Annotated in this window: 13 protein-coding genes and 1 tRNA gene; 7 read left to right on the top strand and 7 right to left on the bottom strand. The window is 69.8% G+C overall.

Annotation, left to right across the window (positions count from 1 at the left end; genetic code table 11):
• Positions 1-5: 5 nt before the first annotated feature.
• The 4 genes from LHU95_RS04950 to LHU95_RS04935 all read right to left on the bottom strand — a co-directional run bounded on the left by LHU95_RS04950 (position 6) and on the right by LHU95_RS04935 (position 3245).
• The gene (locus LHU95_RS04950; protein ID WP_248710273.1) at positions 6-794 is read right to left on the bottom strand and encodes a class I SAM-dependent methyltransferase; all 789 of its coding nucleotides are present in this window, start codon (positions 792-794) and stop codon (positions 6-8) included.
• A gap of 81 nt (positions 795-875) precedes the next feature.
• On the bottom strand, positions 876-1334 hold the full coding sequence (locus LHU95_RS04945) for an L-2-amino-thiazoline-4-carboxylic acid hydrolase (protein ID WP_248710272.1): 459 nt from the start codon (positions 1332-1334) through the stop codon (positions 876-878).
• A gap of 31 nt (positions 1335-1365) precedes the next feature.
• Positions 1366-2562, bottom strand: a complete 1197-nt coding sequence (locus tag LHU95_RS04940; RefSeq protein WP_248710271.1) for an MFS transporter — start codon at positions 2560-2562, stop codon at positions 1366-1368.
• Positions 2559-3245 (bottom strand): helix-turn-helix transcriptional regulator, encoded by a 687-nt coding sequence (locus tag LHU95_RS04935; protein ID WP_248710270.1) that lies wholly within the window; start codon positions 3243-3245, stop codon positions 2559-2561. Before LHU95_RS04935 ends, LHU95_RS04940 begins: the two co-directional genes overlap by 4 nt.
• A gap of 102 nt (positions 3246-3347) precedes the next feature.
• Here LHU95_RS04935 and LHU95_RS04930 point away from each other — a divergent pair, with 102 nt between their 5' ends.
• From LHU95_RS04930 to LHU95_RS04915, 4 genes are read left to right on the top strand one after another with little or no spacing between them, the layout of a single operon-like run.
• Positions 3348-4217: an endonuclease/exonuclease/phosphatase family protein gene (locus tag LHU95_RS04930; RefSeq protein WP_248710269.1), complete on the top strand. Its 870-nt coding sequence runs from the start codon at positions 3348-3350 to the stop codon at positions 4215-4217.
• A gap of 1 nt (position 4218) precedes the next feature.
• Entirely contained in the window at positions 4219-5457 is a 1239-nt protein-coding gene (locus LHU95_RS04925; protein WP_248710268.1) for an MFS transporter, read from the top strand.
• Positions 5454-6347 (top strand): polyphosphate kinase 2 family protein, encoded by an 894-nt coding sequence (locus LHU95_RS04920; protein ID WP_248710267.1) that lies wholly within the window; start codon positions 5454-5456, stop codon positions 6345-6347. The genes LHU95_RS04925 and LHU95_RS04920 overlap by 4 nt, the downstream gene beginning before the upstream one ends.
• 20 nt (positions 6348-6367) lie before the next feature.
• Entirely contained in the window at positions 6368-7264 is an 897-nt protein-coding gene (locus LHU95_RS04915; RefSeq protein WP_248710266.1) for a gamma-glutamylcyclotransferase, read from the top strand.
• A 117-nt stretch (positions 7265-7381) separates the two neighbouring features.
• Here LHU95_RS04915 and LHU95_RS04910 read toward each other — a convergent pair.
• Positions 7382-7455 (bottom strand) — tRNA-Pro (locus tag LHU95_RS04910).
• A gap of 34 nt (positions 7456-7489) precedes the next feature.
• Positions 7490-8902, bottom strand: a complete 1413-nt coding sequence (locus LHU95_RS04905; RefSeq protein WP_248710265.1) for an FAD-binding oxidoreductase — start codon at positions 8900-8902, stop codon at positions 7490-7492.
• 139 nt (positions 8903-9041) lie between these two features.
• On the opposite strand from LHU95_RS04905, the gene LHU95_RS04900 reads away from it, so the two are divergent.
• The 3 genes from LHU95_RS04900 to LHU95_RS04890 all read left to right on the top strand — a co-directional run bounded on the left by LHU95_RS04900 (position 9042) and on the right by LHU95_RS04890 (position 12917).
• Positions 9042-10637, top strand: coding sequence for a GMC family oxidoreductase N-terminal domain-containing protein (locus tag LHU95_RS04900; RefSeq protein ID WP_248710264.1), 1596 nt, complete (start codon positions 9042-9044; stop codon positions 10635-10637).
• A gap of 127 nt (positions 10638-10764) precedes the next feature.
• Positions 10765-11190: a hypothetical protein gene (locus tag LHU95_RS04895; RefSeq protein WP_248710263.1), complete on the top strand. Its 426-nt coding sequence runs from the start codon at positions 10765-10767 to the stop codon at positions 11188-11190.
• Between the two features lie 137 nt (positions 11191-11327).
• Positions 11328-12917 (top strand): NAD(P)/FAD-dependent oxidoreductase, encoded by a 1590-nt coding sequence (locus LHU95_RS04890; RefSeq protein WP_248710262.1) that lies wholly within the window; start codon positions 11328-11330, stop codon positions 12915-12917.
• A 4-nt stretch (positions 12918-12921) separates the two neighbouring features.
• Here the strand turns inward: LHU95_RS04890 and LHU95_RS04885 are convergent, their stop codons facing one another.
• Complete coding sequence (locus tag LHU95_RS04885; RefSeq protein WP_248710261.1) at positions 12922-13890, bottom strand: tripartite tricarboxylate transporter substrate binding protein; 969 nt, start codon at positions 13888-13890, stop codon at positions 12922-12924.
• Positions 13891-14007 lie beyond the last annotated feature (117 nt).

Below are 14007 nucleotides of genomic sequence, written 5' to 3'. Positions count from 1 at the left end.
ACCGTTCAGGCCCGCCCCATCGCCATCCGCGCTGTCGCGGCGAAGCTGCGCGGCCCGTCGGGGGCGCCGGCGCACCAGGCCTCGCGCAGCCGCGCTTCGAACATCGCGCGTTCATCTTCGCCAAGGCTGCCCAGATAGGGCCCGATGATGCCCTGCTGGCCGCGCAACGGCGCCAGCCAGGCGTCGAAATTCGCGTAATCCATGCGCAGCGGCAGGTCATGCTCGGTCACATCCCGCAGCCCCGCCCCTTCCAGCAGCTGGCCGAGGGTTCCGGGCTGGCCCACCAGCCGGCCGTAATGCGTCTCCCGCCAGGCGACGCCCGAGGGAAACAGCGCGGCCGCGGTGTCGGCAAAGAGCCGCATGCTCGGCATCCCGCCCCAGAAATCCCACATGGCCACCGCGACCAGCCCGCCTCGCCGGGTCACGCGCCGCAGCTCATGCGCCGCCCGCGCCGGATCGGGCACGAAGGCGATGACCAGCAGCGAGAGGGCGGCGTCGAACGCCCCCTCTGCGAAGGGCATGGCCTGGAGGTCCCCCTGGCGGAAATCGCCCCCCGGCACCCGGGCGCGGGCGGCCTCCAGATAGGGCTCCGCGAGATCCAGCCCCGCGATCCGCGCGCCGGCATCACGCGCGCGCAGCGCCTCGCTCAGCGCCCCGGTGCCGCAGCCGGCATCCAGGACATGGCTGCCGGGCGGCAGGGCGCAGGCCGCCAGGAACCCCTCCGCCAGGCGGCGGGACCAGCGGCCCATGCTCTGCTCATAGGCGGCGGCGCTGGTGGCGATGTAGCGCGTCATGGCTCCACACCGGGTCGGCCGGGCGGCGCCGCGGCAATCGGGGCGTCAGGGATTGAGGGTGCGACGGGAAGCCGCATCCGCTCACGCCTCGCGCGTGTAGCGGAAGTTGCAGTGGGTGGCGCCGCCCATGATGGTCTGGGTGCGTTCCAGCTTCAGCTTGGGGTCATAGCCTTCGCAAAAGGCGCCGTCGCGGTTGCAGGAGAGCACGGCGCCCAGCTTGGCCAGCCCCATCTCGCGGTAGGATTCGGCATAGCGGCAGCGCGTCACGTTGAAGTCGAAATGCGTCTCATCCTGGCGCAGCACCTCGATGCGCAGCGCGTCATCCAGCTTCCAGCGCTCCATCGCATCGGCGAAGTGCTGGATGCTGGGCGCGGGGGCCTCGGCGGCGATGGTCGCACCCGCCTGCCGGGCCAGCTTGACGATGGCGCGGGTGAGGATGGCGGTGGCCTGTTCCTCGCCCAGGGTCGCGGCCATTTCCTCGAAGATGCCCTTGGCGAAGGCGGCCTCGATGCGGCGCTGTTCAAGGATGGAAAGGGTCATGGCGCGGGGCTCCTGATCACGGTGGGCCAGCCTAACGCGGGCGTGGCAGGAAGCGGTAGCCGGCCATGCCGGCCATGAGGCAGAGCGCCATCAGCGCGAAGCCGGCGCGAAAGCCGGCCTCGCCCGCGCCCACCTGGCCCACCGCCCAGCCCACCAGCGCCGGCAGCAGGGCCGAGCCCAGCACCTGCGCGAGGTTCACCGTGGTGACACCCCGCCCGACCATCGCCTCGGGAAACAGCGCGCGGCCCTGCGTGACCAGCAGGATGGAATAGGCCGAGAAGAAGCAGCACAGCATCAGCAGCGCGATGGCCACTGGCAGCGGCAGGCCGGGCCAGAGCGCCAGCAGCAGCAGCGTGGCCACCACCGTCGCGGCCGAGGCCAGCACCGCCGCCTCCCGCCCCAGCAGCCGCTCCAGCGGGGGCACGGCCATCTGCCCGGCCGGAACGGCCAGCCCCATGGCGAGGATCACGCCCCCGCGCGCGGCGGCATCAAGGCCATGCACCTCGAACAGATAAGGCCCGGCCCAGAGCGCCAGCAGCGTCGCCATCGCGGCATAGGCGAAGGTATGCAGCGAGAGGATGCGCGGCAGGCCCGGCGTCCGCCAGACGGTAAGCTGCCCGGCCAGCACCTGGCCCAGCGATTCGCGCGGCGGAATCCGGGGCGGGGCGCCGGGTGGATCATCCGCCGCGAAACGCGCCCAGAGCAGGCCGATCAACACCATGAGCCCGGCCGAGAGCAGGAAGGCGCCGCGCCAGCCGAGCCAGCCGGCCATGACCGCCAGCGGCGCGCCGGCGGCCAGGATGCCCGCATTGCTCCAGGCGAAGATGGAGCTCAGCGCGCGGGTCAGGCCGGGGCCCTTGTGCCAGCGGCCAGTGAGGAAGACGGCGGACATGAAGCTCGCCCCGCAGCCCAGGCCCAGCAGGAAGCGCGCCGCCAGGAATTGCGCGCCATCCTGCGCCAGGGCCTGGGCCAGGGCGCCGAGCACGGCGAGGCCGGTCAGCGCCAGCACGAGGCGGCGCGGGCCGATGCGGTCCAGCAGCACGCCCACCGGAATTTGCGCGACCATCAGCGCGCCGAAAAACGCGGTATTGGCCGCCCCCAGCGCGGCCGGCCCGAGATCGAGGTCCAGCGCCAATTCGGGTGCGACGACGCCGATCGCCGCGCGATGGAATTGCGAGGCGCCGGTCATCGCGGCCAGGGCCACGCCGACGCGCGTCGCCGGGCTCACAAGGCCACGCCGAATTCGGCCGAGAGTGCCCGCGCCCCTTCGGGCGTGCAGGCGAGGCGGCGGCGTTGCAGCGTGTCGGTCGCGTGGGGCTCGATCCGTGTGAGCCAGAGGCGGCGGAGCATCATCCCCGTCACCTCACGCCCCAGCCCGCCCGAGAGATGCGGCCGCCGCTCGGACCAGTCCATGCAGTCACAGGCGAAGCGGGGCGCCCGGCGGGCGGCGGGCAGATCCACGCCCAGCGCCGTGCAGCGCGCCTCGCCATGCGGGGTGAGTGCCCAGCCGCCCGGTGCGGCTTCAAGCCAGCGATCCTGGGTCAGACGGTGATGCAGCGCCACGCCCAGCCTTCCGGCCAGATGGTGCCAGCACAGGCGCCCTTGCCGGAAGGCCTCGCCATGCGGCCAGGATTTGCGGGGGCTGGTCTGCGGCAGCGCGATCAGCGTCTCCAGCGCGCCGGCGATCTCCTCGCCCGCCAGGCGGTGATAGCGGTGGCGGCCCTGGGCATGCACGGTGATCAGCCCGGCCTCCGCCAGGGCCTTGAGCTGCGCGCTGGCGGCCGCGGCCCCGATGCCGGCGATGCGCGCGAGTTCCCCTGCCGTCAGCGCCTCGCCCGGAAGCAGGGCCTGGAGCATGGCGGCACGGGATGGGTCGCCGATCAAGGCGGCGATGCTGGCGAGGTTGGGCATGACGGGACGCTACAGGACCACGCCCGGCCATGTTTCGGAACCCGCCGAAACCTCGGCCGCCCTCGCCTCGCATCGGCGGGGGTTTCGCGGCAAGATGGGGGCATGCGCCTCGTCCTCCTGTTCGCCGCCCTTCTCCTTGCGCTGCCGACCCAGGCGGCGGAGCTCAAGATCGCCAGCTGGAACATCGCCTGGCTGACGTTGCGCCCGGCGCATGACCCCGATCTTCCGCGCAACCTGACGCCCCGCCAGCCAGGGGATTTCACCCTGCTCGCCGATTACGCGCGGCGGCTGGATGCCGATGTGGTGGCCCTGCAGGAGGTGGATGGGCCGGAGGCGGCGGCGCGCATCTTCAACCCGCGTGACTATGCCTTCTTCTTCCCCGATGAGCGCGACATCCAGCGCACCGGCTTCGCCGTGAAGCGGAGCCTGCGCGCCATCCGCAACGCCGACCTGGCGGAGCTGGACCTGGCGCCGAATGCCCGCTTCTCGCTGCGGCGTGGTACCGACATCACGGTGGAGAGCGAGGGGCGCATGCTGCGCCTGCTCTCCGTGCATCTGAATGCCGGCTGCCGCGAAGGGCCGATGGAGGCCGGACGTGGCCGCGAATGCGAGAATCTCGGCCGCCAATCCGAAATCCTCGCCGGCTGGATCGCGGCGCGGCGGGCGGAGAACGCCGCCTTCGCCATCCTCGGCGATTTCAACCGCCGCATCGGCGATGCGCGGGATGACATGCTGGCGCAACTCACCCGCGCAGCGCCGCTGACGCGGGTGAATGAGGGCGTCTCCAACCCCTGCTGGGCCGATGCGCGGGGTGGGCGCCCCTTCATCAGCCATATCTTCCTCGGCGGGGCGGCGCAGCGCTGGGCGGTGCCGAACAGCCTGCGCGTCATGGTCTATGCCGAGCGCGAGCCTGCCATGCGGGACCGCCTTTCCGACCATTGCCCGGTCAGCTTTCGCATCAGGATGAACTGAGTTGCCCATTTTTCTGCGCGTCACCCTGCCGCTCGCCTTCGTCAATGTGCTGAACCAGGCGAGCCGGGCGATGCTGGCGGTCATCGGCCCGCTGCTGGCGCTGGAATTCTCGCTCTCCGCCTCGGATCTCGGTCTGCTGGCGGCCGTGCTCTTCGTCGCTTATGCCGGCGCGCAATTGCCGGTGGGTGTGGCACTGGACCGCTATGGCGCGCGGCGCGTGCAGACGGCGCTGGCCACCTTGTCGGGCGGGGCCTTCCTGCTCTGCGCGCTGGCGGATGGTGTGCTGATGCTGGGCTTCGGCCGCTTCCTCACCGGCATCGGCATCTCGGCCGGGCTGATGGCGATGCTCAAGGCCAATACGCAATGGTTTCCGCGCGCGCGCGTCGCGGCGATGACGGGCGGCGGCGTCTTCATCGGCGGCCTGGGCGGCATGATGGCGACACTTCCCTTGCAGGCGCTGCTGCCGCTGGTCGGCTGGCGCGGCGGCTTCGCCGTGCTGGCGCTGATGTCCTTCGCCATCGCCATCTGGATCTGGCTCTCGGTCGCGGATGCGCCGCCGGGCCATGTGCGGCCGAAGACGCGCGGGCTGATCTCCGAGGTGAAGGCCTTCGGGCCGATCTTCACCCACCCGTATTTCCTGCGCTTCGTGCCGGCGATCATCATCCTTTCCGGCCTGAACTTCGTCTATCAGGGGCTCTGGGCCGGGCCGTGGCTGCGCGATGTCGCGGGGCTGGATGCGGCGGCGCGGGCCGTGGTGCTCTTCGCCTATGCCTGCGGGATGGCGGGCGGCAGCCTCGGCAATGGCCAGGCGGCGAGTTTCTTCCAGGCGCGCGGGCATTCGCCCATGCTGGTGCCCTGCATCGCCATGGGCGTGCAGCTTACCCTTCAGGCGGTGCTGATCATCAGCCCGCCGATGAGCCTTTGGGCGCTGTGCCTCATCTGGTTCACCTTCGCCTTCTCGGGCTCGGCCGGGCCGATGGGCTATACCGCCGTCGGCCAGCGCTTCGCGCCCGAATATGCCGGGCGGGTGGCCACCGCGATCAATGGCTCCATGCTCGTCATGGTGTTCATCCTGCAATATGTGATCGGCGCGATCATCGACCTTTGGCCCCGCACGCCGTCGGGCGGCTGGGACAGTGCCGGGTATTTCTGGGCGATGGGCGGCACGCTCGCCTTGCAGGCCATCACCATCCTCTGGGCGTGGCGGCTGCATTCGGTTCTGAAAGGACCCACCCCATGAACATCCCGGCGCTGGATCTCGAAGTCGAGAAGAAGCTCGCCCGCTATCGCGTCGAGGGGCCGCGCGGCTTTCGCCTCGCCAAGCAGGAGCCCGCGGATACGTCCGGCCTCAAGCTTTCCAAGGAGGAGGCCTCGGCCCTGCTGCAATTCGGCGTGGACCGGCTGAGCGCGGAGCAGGACAAGCTCTATGCGCAGGATCGCTGGTCGGTGCTCTGCCTGTTCCAGGCGATGGATGCGGCGGGCAAGGACGGCACCATCAAGCACGTGTTTTCCGGCCTGAACCCGCAGGGCTGCCACGTGGTGAGCTTCAAGCAGCCAGGGCCGGTCGAGCTCGATCACGATTTCCTCTGGCGCCATGTGACGGCACTGCCGACGCGCGGGCAGATCGGCATCCATAATCGCAGCTGGTACGAGGAGGTGCTGGTGGCGCGCGTGCATCCGCGCGTGCTGGCCGGCCAGAAACTGCCCGATGCGCGCGTGACCAAGGATATCTGGAATGAGCGGCTGGAGGATATCGCGGGGTTTGAACGCTACCTCGCGCGGCAGGGCGTCGTGGTGCTGAAATTCTTCCTCAACGTCTCCCAGGCCGAGCAGAAGCGGCGCTTCCTCGCCCGGCTGGACGAGCCCGAGAAGAACTGGAAATTCAGCCCGGCCGACGTGGCCGAGCGCCGCCACTGGGACAGCTACATGGACGCCTATGAGAAGGCGATCCGCGCCACCGCCACCGAGGATTGCCCCTGGTATGTGGTCCCGGCGGACAACAAGTGGTTCACGCGCCTCATCGTCGTGGCCGCCATCAACCGGGCCCTCAAGGCCCTCAAGCTGCATTACCCCGTGGTGACGGAAGCCCAGCGCGCCGCCCTGGCCGAAGCGCGGGCGGCCCTGGGATGACCCCTGGGATGACCCCTGGGATGACCCCTGGGATGACGCTGTATTTCGGCTATGGCTCCAACCTCGATGCGCTGGACTGGGCCGGCTTCTGCGCGCGTTGCGGCTTCACCGGGGCCGAGCTGGCGCCGGTGGCCAAGGCGCTGCTGCTGGACTGCGAACTGGTGTTTGATCACTACGCCGGCAGCCGCAAGGGCGGCGCGCTGAACCTGCGGGCGCGGCCGGGCCAGGCGGCGGAGGGCATGGTGTTCCGCGCCAATGCCATCGCGCTGCAGGCGCTGGACCGCAAGGAAGGCGCGCCGGAGGAATACCAGCGCGTGCAGCGCCATGCGGTGCTGGCCGATGGCACCGCCATCCCGGTGATGACCTATGTGGCGCCCAGCGAGGGCTTCCAGGCCCCGCATGCCGACTACCTGGCCGTGGTGCGCCGCGGCCAGGCGGCGCATGGCATCGGCCATGGCATGATGGAGGCCGCGGCGCGCGATGCGCCGGCGCCGCTCACCATCGGGCACCTCTTCGTCTACGGCACGCTGATGGCAGGCGAGGCGAATGCGCATCACCTGGAGGGGCTGCCACGCGACCCCGGCGTCGTCCGGGCGCGGCTGCATGATTGCGGCCCCTATCCCGCGCTCTCGCTCGGAGAGGGCGAAGTCCGGGGCGAGGTGGTGGCCTTGCCGCTGGAGCGCCTGGCCGCGATGGATGCGCTGGAGGGCAGCGCGCCCGGCGGCGCGCCCGGGGGCATGTACCGGCGCAGCGTGCTGACGGTGCGGACCGCGGCCGGGCCGCGGCCGGCCTATGCCTATGTGATGGATGACGCGCGGCATGTTCCGCTGATCCCCTCGGGGGATTGGCGCAGCCTGGGCGGGCGGCATGCGGCCTGGGCGGAATATGCGGCCCGGACGGCGGAGAGTGAGCGGTAGCGCATCGCCCACCCCGAGCTGGAACGCCGGGCAAACACCGTGGGAAAACCTGCGGCCTGACCGCCGGAGACCCTGCAACCACCCGGCGCCCGACCAACGGCTTCGCGCTGCGGCATTTCGGGGCGAGAGGATTCGAACCTCCGACCTCCTGCTCCCAAAGCAGGCGCACTACCAGGCTGTGCTACGCCCCGTCGGCTGCGTGTTTAGGCGGGCGCGGGTGGCACTTCAAGCTGGCGGCAGAACCTTGCCCGGATTCATCCGCCCCGCGGGGTCCAGCGTCGCCTTGATGGCGCGCATCAGATCCAGCGCCACGGGGGATTTCAGCTTGGCCATGGCGGCGCGCTTGGATTGCCCGATGCCATGCTCGGCCGAGAAGCTGCCGCCCAGTTCCACCGCGATCTCGCCGATCAGGCCCTCGAATTCCGGCGCGCGGGCCTGCCATTCGGGATGGCCCATCCCGGCCGGCGCCTGCAGCGAGAGATGGATATTGCCATCCCCCATATGCCCGAGTGCCACCATCTTCCCTTCCGGCCAATTCGCCTGGATCAGCGCCTGGGCGCGATCCAGGAAATCCGGAATGCGCGAGACGGGGACCGAGGTATCGGTGGCCAGGCCCGGGCCTTCCATGCGCGAACAGGTCGGGAAGGTCTCGCGGATGTTCCACAGGTTCTGGCGTTGCGCCTCGCTCTCGCACAGCACCACATCCTCCGCCTCGCCGGCCTCGATGCCTTCCATCAGGGCGGATTCCAGCGCCTCGCGCACGGGGATGGCGGCGTGGGTGCTGGCGGCTTCGATCAGGCAGTACCAGTCGGTGGAAAGCTCCATCGGCTGGCGGATATTGGTGCCGTGCTTCAGCGTGATCTCGATGCAGATCTTGCGGATGAGTTCGAAGGCGACGAGTTCGGCGCCGCTTTCCTGGCAGCGTGCCAGCAGCAGCAGCGCCTCGGCCGGGGAGCGCACCGCGACCAGCGCCGTCTCGCGCTTGGCCAGCATGGGGAACAGCTTGAGGGTGGCGGCGGTGATGATGCCCAGCGTGCCCTCGGCGCCGATGAACAAGTGCCGCAGCGCATAGCCGGAATTATCCTTGCGCACGCGGCGCAGATCATCCAGCACCCGGCCATCGGGCAGCACCACCTCCAGCCCCAGCACGAGGTCCCGCGCATTGCCGTAGCGCAGCGTGCGGATGCCGCCCGCATTGGTGGAGAGCGCGCCGCCGACCATGGCCGAGCCCTGGGCGCCGAAATGCAGCGGGAAGAAGCGATGGGCCTCGGTCGCGGCGTTCTGCACCGCCTCGATCGTGCAGCCGGCCTCGGCGGTGAGGGAATTGTCCAGCGCATCCACGGCGCGCAGGCGGTTCATCCGCTCCAGGCTGAGCACCACGCTGGCCGGCCCCTGCGCCATGGGCACGGCGGCCCCGGCGAGGGAGGTGCGCCCGCCGGCCGGCACCACGGCCAGGTTCAATTCGGCGCAAAGCCGGAGCGCGGCACTGACCTGGGCGGTCTCCGCGGGGCGCAGCACGGCCACGGGCTGGCCGTGATAAATGCCGCGCCAATCCACCGCATAGGGCGCCATATCCGCCTCGCCGCGCAGGCAGGCGGCGGGGCCGAGGGCTTGGGTGAGCGTATCGAGAGGGGACATACCGCCATGGCAAACCCGCAGCCGCCCCACGTCAAGGTGCTCCACGTCAAGCAGCCGGCCGCACCCCTGCTGATCCTGGCCCTGTTGACCGCATCCCCCGCCGCATGGACCATCGCCGGCAAATCAGGAGGGACGCGCCATGGATGAGACCGATGTGGTGGTGGTGGGCAGTGGCTCGGCCGGCAGCGCCCTGGCCGGGCGCCTCAGCGAGGATCCGCGCATCCGCGTGACGGTGCTGGAAGCGGGTGCCCGCGACATCAACCCCTGGCTGCACGTGCCCATCGGCTATGCCAAGACGATGTATCACCCGACGCTGAGCTGGAACTACCAAACGGAGGCCGAGCCCGAATTGCATGGCCGCTCCGTGCCCTGGCCGCGCGGGCGCGTGCTGGGCGGGTCGTCCGCGATCAACGGCCTGATCTACATTCGGGGCCAGGCGGCGGATTACGATCATTGGCGGCAGCTGGGCTGCACCGGCTGGGGCTTCGATGACTGCCTGGCCTATTTCAAGCGCTCCCAGCGCCAGGAGCGCGGCGCGAGTGAGCTGCATGGCGGCGATGGCCCGCTGACGACGAGCGACCTGCGCGACAAGGGCGTGCTGCCGCAAGCCTTCATTGATGCCGCACTCGAACTCGGCTTCCCGCGCAATGATGATTTCAACGGCGCCGATCAGGAAGGGGCGGGCTGGTACCAGGTGACGGTGCGCAACGGCTTCCGCTGCTCGGCCGCCACCGCCTATCTCAAGCCGCATCTGAAGCGCCCCAATCTGCGCGTCATCACCGATGCGCAGGTGCAGCGCCTCATCATCGAGGAAGGCCGCGTGACCGGCCTTGTGTATCGCGTGGGCGCCGAGGAACGCACGCTGAAGGTGACGCGGGAGGTGGTGCTGAGTGCGGGCGCCATCAATTCGCCGCAGCTCATGATGCTCTCGGGCCTCGGGCCGGCGCAGCATCTGATCGAGATGGGCATCGCCGTGCAGCGGGATATCCCGCAGGTCGGGCAGAATTTGCAGGATCATCTCCAGGCGCGGCTGATGTATCGCGCCAACCAGAATGTGACGGTGAATGAGCGTGTGGGTTCCTGGCTCGGCATGGCAAGGATGGGCATCGAATTCGCGCTGACGCGCGGCGGGCCGCTCAGCTTCGCGGCCGGCACCTCGGGGCTTTTCGCCCGCGTGCTGCCGCAAAGTGCGACACCCGATGTGCAGTTCCACTTCATCCCCTGGAGTGCGGATAGCGTGAAGGAAGGGCTGCACAAATTCCCGGGCTTCACCGTCAGCGTCTGCCAGCTGCGGCCCGAGAGCCGGGGCGAGATCAAGCTCGCCAACCCCGACGCCATGGCCAAGCCGCATATCCATGCCCGCTACCTGACCAGCGAGACGGACAAGCAATGCATGGTGGAGGGGGTGAAGCTCGCGCATCGCCTGGCCGGGACAAAGGCGCTGGGCCGCTTCATCGAAGCCGCCTACGCCCCGCCGCCAGGGGCCGCGCGGGATGACGCGGCCTTGCTGGAATTCGTGCGCCGGAACAGCGGCACGATCTATCACCCGACGGGCACCTGCCGCATGGGTGAGGATATGAACGCCGTGGTGGATACGCAGCTGCGCGTCAACGGCGTGGGCGGGCTGCGCGTGGCCGATGCCAGCATCATGCCGACGGTGGTGAGCGGCAACACCAATGCCGGCTGCATCATGATCGGCGAACGCTGCGCCGATTTCATCAAGCGGGCGGCGTGACGCGCATCATCGGCGCGGCCATTCGGCGGGATCGGTTCAGACGCATGGCCCTTCGGCCGGCAGGGGCGCAGCTTGCCTGCATCGGAACCCGCCCCGGGGGCCTGCACGACCCAAAGGATGCCCTGCCATGACCCGCATCAGCACCGCCGCCATCGCCGCCGCCGCCATGCTCGCCGGCTTTGCCCATCCGGCGGCGGCGCAAGCCCTGCCGCGCTTCTGCAACGGCCAGGTGCTCGCCACCAACGCCTTCTACAGCAACGTCCTGTCGAATGGCCGCACCGCCGAGGTGGAGTATCACGGCCAGTTCCAGAACCAGGATTACCAGGGCGGCCGCTCGATCACGGCGACCATGTCCATCGCCGTGGCGCGCTTCGGCAATTGGGAGATCACCCGCCCGCTGGCGCGCTTCACCCTGGCGCCGAACCAGCAGAATGACGTGGTGCTGATGGTGCTGCGGACGCAGAACGCCGCCGGCCAGGGCGCGCCGACGCCGGCCCAGGTGGGCGCGCAGATCCGCTTCACCTGCGCCTTCGCGGCCCCCGGATCCCGCTGAGGTGACGGCCCTGGCCATATGGCCGGGGCGCCTTGCGCGGGGCAGAGGCGCGCAGCATGCTGCCCATGGCCACGGCGGCGGCAGAATGGCCGGCGAAGGCAGCATCGCATTCACCGAGCAGGAGGCCAGCGCCGCGCATGGCTGATTTCGACGCCATCATCATCGGGGCCGGCATGTCCGGCATGTATCAGCTCATCCGGCTGCGGGAATTGGGGCTGCGGGTCCGTGTGTTCGAGGCCGGCACCGGCGTGGGCGGCACCTGGTACTGGAACCGCTATCCCGGTGCGCGCTTCGATTCCGAGAGCTATTCCTACGGCTTCTCCTTCGACCCCGAATTGCTCCAGGAATGGAGCTGGTCCGAGCATTTCGCCCCGCAGCCTGAAACCCTGCGCTACCTGGAGCGCGTCGCCGGGAAATACGATCTGCACCGCGACATCCAGTTCAACGCCGAGGTGAAATCCGCACATCGCACGGGTGATGCCTGGCGCGTGACATTGGCCGATGGCAGCACGCACCAGGCGCGCTTCCTGATCACCGCGATCGGCCCGCTCTCGGCCCATACCCTGCCGCGCATCGAAGGCATCGAGAGCTTCCCGGGGCCGTCCTTCCACACCGCCCGCTGGCCGAAGGACGGCATTGATTTCAAGGGCAAGCGCGTCGCCGTGATCGGTACGGGTGCGACCGGCGTGCAGACCATCCAGGAGGTGGCGAAGACGGCGGGCCACCTCACGGTGTTCCAGCGCACGCCCAATTGGTGCGCGCCGCTGCACAACCGCCCCATCACCGAGGCGGAGCAGCGCCGCATCAAAGCCGATTACCCCCAGATGTTCCGCCGCTGCGCCGAGACCTTCGCCTGCTTCATCCACACCGCCGATCCGCGCGGCACCTTCGAGGTGACGAAAGCGGAGCGTGAGGCCTTCTACGAGGAACTCTACGCGCTGCCCGGCTTCGGCATCTGGGTCGGCAATTTCCGCGACAGCTACACGGACCCGGCCGCCAATGCCGAGATCTCCGACTTCATCGCCCGCAAGATCCGCGCCCGCGTGAAGGACCCGCGCATCGCCGAGATGCTGATCCCGAAGAACCACGGCTTCGGCACCCGCCGGGTGCCGATGGAGACGCGCTACTACGAGGTCTACAACCAGCCCAATGTCGAGCTGGTGGACAGCAAGGCCACCCCCATCACGCGCATCACGCCCACGGGGCTTTCCACCACCGAGCGTGACTTCGCATTCGACATCATCATCTACGCGACGGGCTTTGACGGGCTGACCGGCGCCTTTGACCGGATTGATATCCGTGGCCGCGATGGCCTCCCGCTTCGGCAGGCCTGGGCCGAGGGCGCGCGCACGCTGGTCGGCATGCTGGCCGAGGGCTTCCCCAACATGTTCATGCTGCTGGGGCCGCATACGGCGCTGGGCAATATTCCGCGCAGCATCGAATACAATGTGGAATGGGTGACAGCCCTGCTGCGCCACATGCAGGCGCACCACCTCACCGAGGCCGAGGCGCGGCCCGAGGCGGTGGCCGAATGGATGGCGCATGTGATGGAGTGCTCCATCGGCCTCCTCTCGAACGAGGTGGATTCCTGGTTCACCGGCGTGAACAAGAATGTCGAAGGCCGGCAGACCCGCGTCGTCGCGCGCTACAGCGGCAGCGCGCCGGCCTATCGCGCGCGTTGCGATGAGGTGGCGGCGGGCGGCTATCGGGAATTGCGCCTGGCCTGACGGCTCAATCCACCGTGGCGCCGGTGGCGCGCACCACGGGCGCCCAGCGCGCCGTCTCCTCGGCCATGAAGCGCGCGAAATCGGCCCGGCTGGCCGAGGCGCGGGGCAGGCTGCCGCCGGCCACCAGCCGCGCCGCCAGGCCGGGCTCGGCCAGGGCGGCCACCGTCTCGCGGTGCAGCCGCTCCAGGATCGGGGCGGGCGTCTGGGCCGGCGCCACCACGCCGAACCAGCCGGTCGAGACAATATCCACCCCGGCCTCACGCAGCGTCGGCACATCGGTGAAGGCGGGCGCGCGTTCGGTGCCGGTCACGGCGAGCGGCCGCACCCGCCCCGCCCGCGCCAGCTCCGCCACCGCGCTGACCGACTGGAACAGCACCTGGATGCGGTTCCCGATCAGGTCCGTGTTCATCTGCCCGCCCGCATTATACGGGATGTGCTGCATCTCGATCCCCGTGGCCTGCGCGAATTGCGCGCCCGCCAGATGCTGCGAGGAACCGGCGCCGACCGAGCCGAAATTGATCTGCCCCGGCCGCGCCCGCGCATAGGCCACGAATTCCGTGACATTCGTGACCGGCAGGCCGGGCGGGATGACCATCAGGTTGGGCACCAGCGCCATCAGGCTGACCGGCGCGAAATCCGCCACGGGATCAAAGGGCAGGCTGCGATACAGCGTGCGGTTCACCGCATGGCTGGCGATGCTGGCCAAGCCCAGCACATAGCCATCGGGCGCCGCGCGGGCCACGGCCGTCATGCCGATATTGGTGCCCGCCCCGGGCCGGTTCTCGATCACGATCTGCTGGCCGATGCGCGCCGCCACGCGCTCCATCACCAGCCGGCCCGTCACATCGCCCGCACCGCCGGCGGGGCCGGGGACGATGAAGCGGATCGGCCCCCGCGCGGGCCAGGCTTCCTGTGCCTGGGCCGCAAAGGGGAGCAGGGGGGCCGTGAGGATCAGGCGGCGGGAGAAGGGCATGGCGGCACTCCGGGTTCAGCCCCGCAATAGGCGGCGGCCCGGCACCTCGCAAGCGCGGCTTGTGCGCGGCGCCGCGCGGCGCAAGACTCCGGCGCTGCAACCGATGGGGCGAGAGTG

This window comes from Sediminicoccus sp. KRV36 (genome assembly GCF_023243115.1).
In the GTDB taxonomy this organism is placed as follows: Bacteria; Pseudomonadota; Alphaproteobacteria; order Acetobacterales; family Acetobacteraceae; genus Roseococcus.
The sequence above is the reverse complement of the archived record's forward strand: the minus strand, read 5'-3'. Positions and strand labels throughout refer to the sequence as shown.

Coding starts and splice junctions, on each gene's coding strand:
- LHU95_RS04950 (WP_248710273.1), bottom strand. CDS start 794: ATGACGCGCTACATCGCCACCAGCGCCGCCGCCTATGAGCAGAGCATG.
- LHU95_RS04945 (WP_248710272.1), bottom strand. CDS start 1,334: ATGACCCTTTCCATCCTTGAACAGCGCCGCATCGAGGCCGCCTTCGCC.
- LHU95_RS04895 (WP_248710263.1), top strand. CDS start 10,765: ATGACCCGCATCAGCACCGCCGCCATCGCCGCCGCCGCCATGCTCGCC.
- LHU95_RS04935 (WP_248710270.1), bottom strand. CDS start 3,245: ATGCCCAACCTCGCCAGCATCGCCGCCTTGATCGGCGACCCATCCCGT.
- LHU95_RS04885 (WP_248710261.1), bottom strand. CDS start 13,890: ATGCCCTTCTCCCGCCGCCTGATCCTCACGGCCCCCCTGCTCCCCTTT.
- LHU95_RS04915 (WP_248710266.1), top strand. CDS start 6,368: ATGACCCCTGGGATGACGCTGTATTTCGGCTATGGCTCCAACCTCGAT.
- LHU95_RS04900 (WP_248710264.1), top strand. CDS start 9,042: ATGGATGAGACCGATGTGGTGGTGGTGGGCAGTGGCTCGGCCGGCAGC.
- LHU95_RS04905 (WP_248710265.1), bottom strand. CDS start 8,902: ATGTCCCCTCTCGATACGCTCACCCAAGCCCTCGGCCCCGCCGCCTGC.
- LHU95_RS04890 (WP_248710262.1), top strand. CDS start 11,328: ATGGCTGATTTCGACGCCATCATCATCGGGGCCGGCATGTCCGGCATG.
- LHU95_RS04920 (WP_248710267.1), top strand. CDS start 5,454: ATGAACATCCCGGCGCTGGATCTCGAAGTCGAGAAGAAGCTCGCCCGC.
- LHU95_RS04930 (WP_248710269.1), top strand. CDS start 3,348: ATGCGCCTCGTCCTCCTGTTCGCCGCCCTTCTCCTTGCGCTGCCGACC.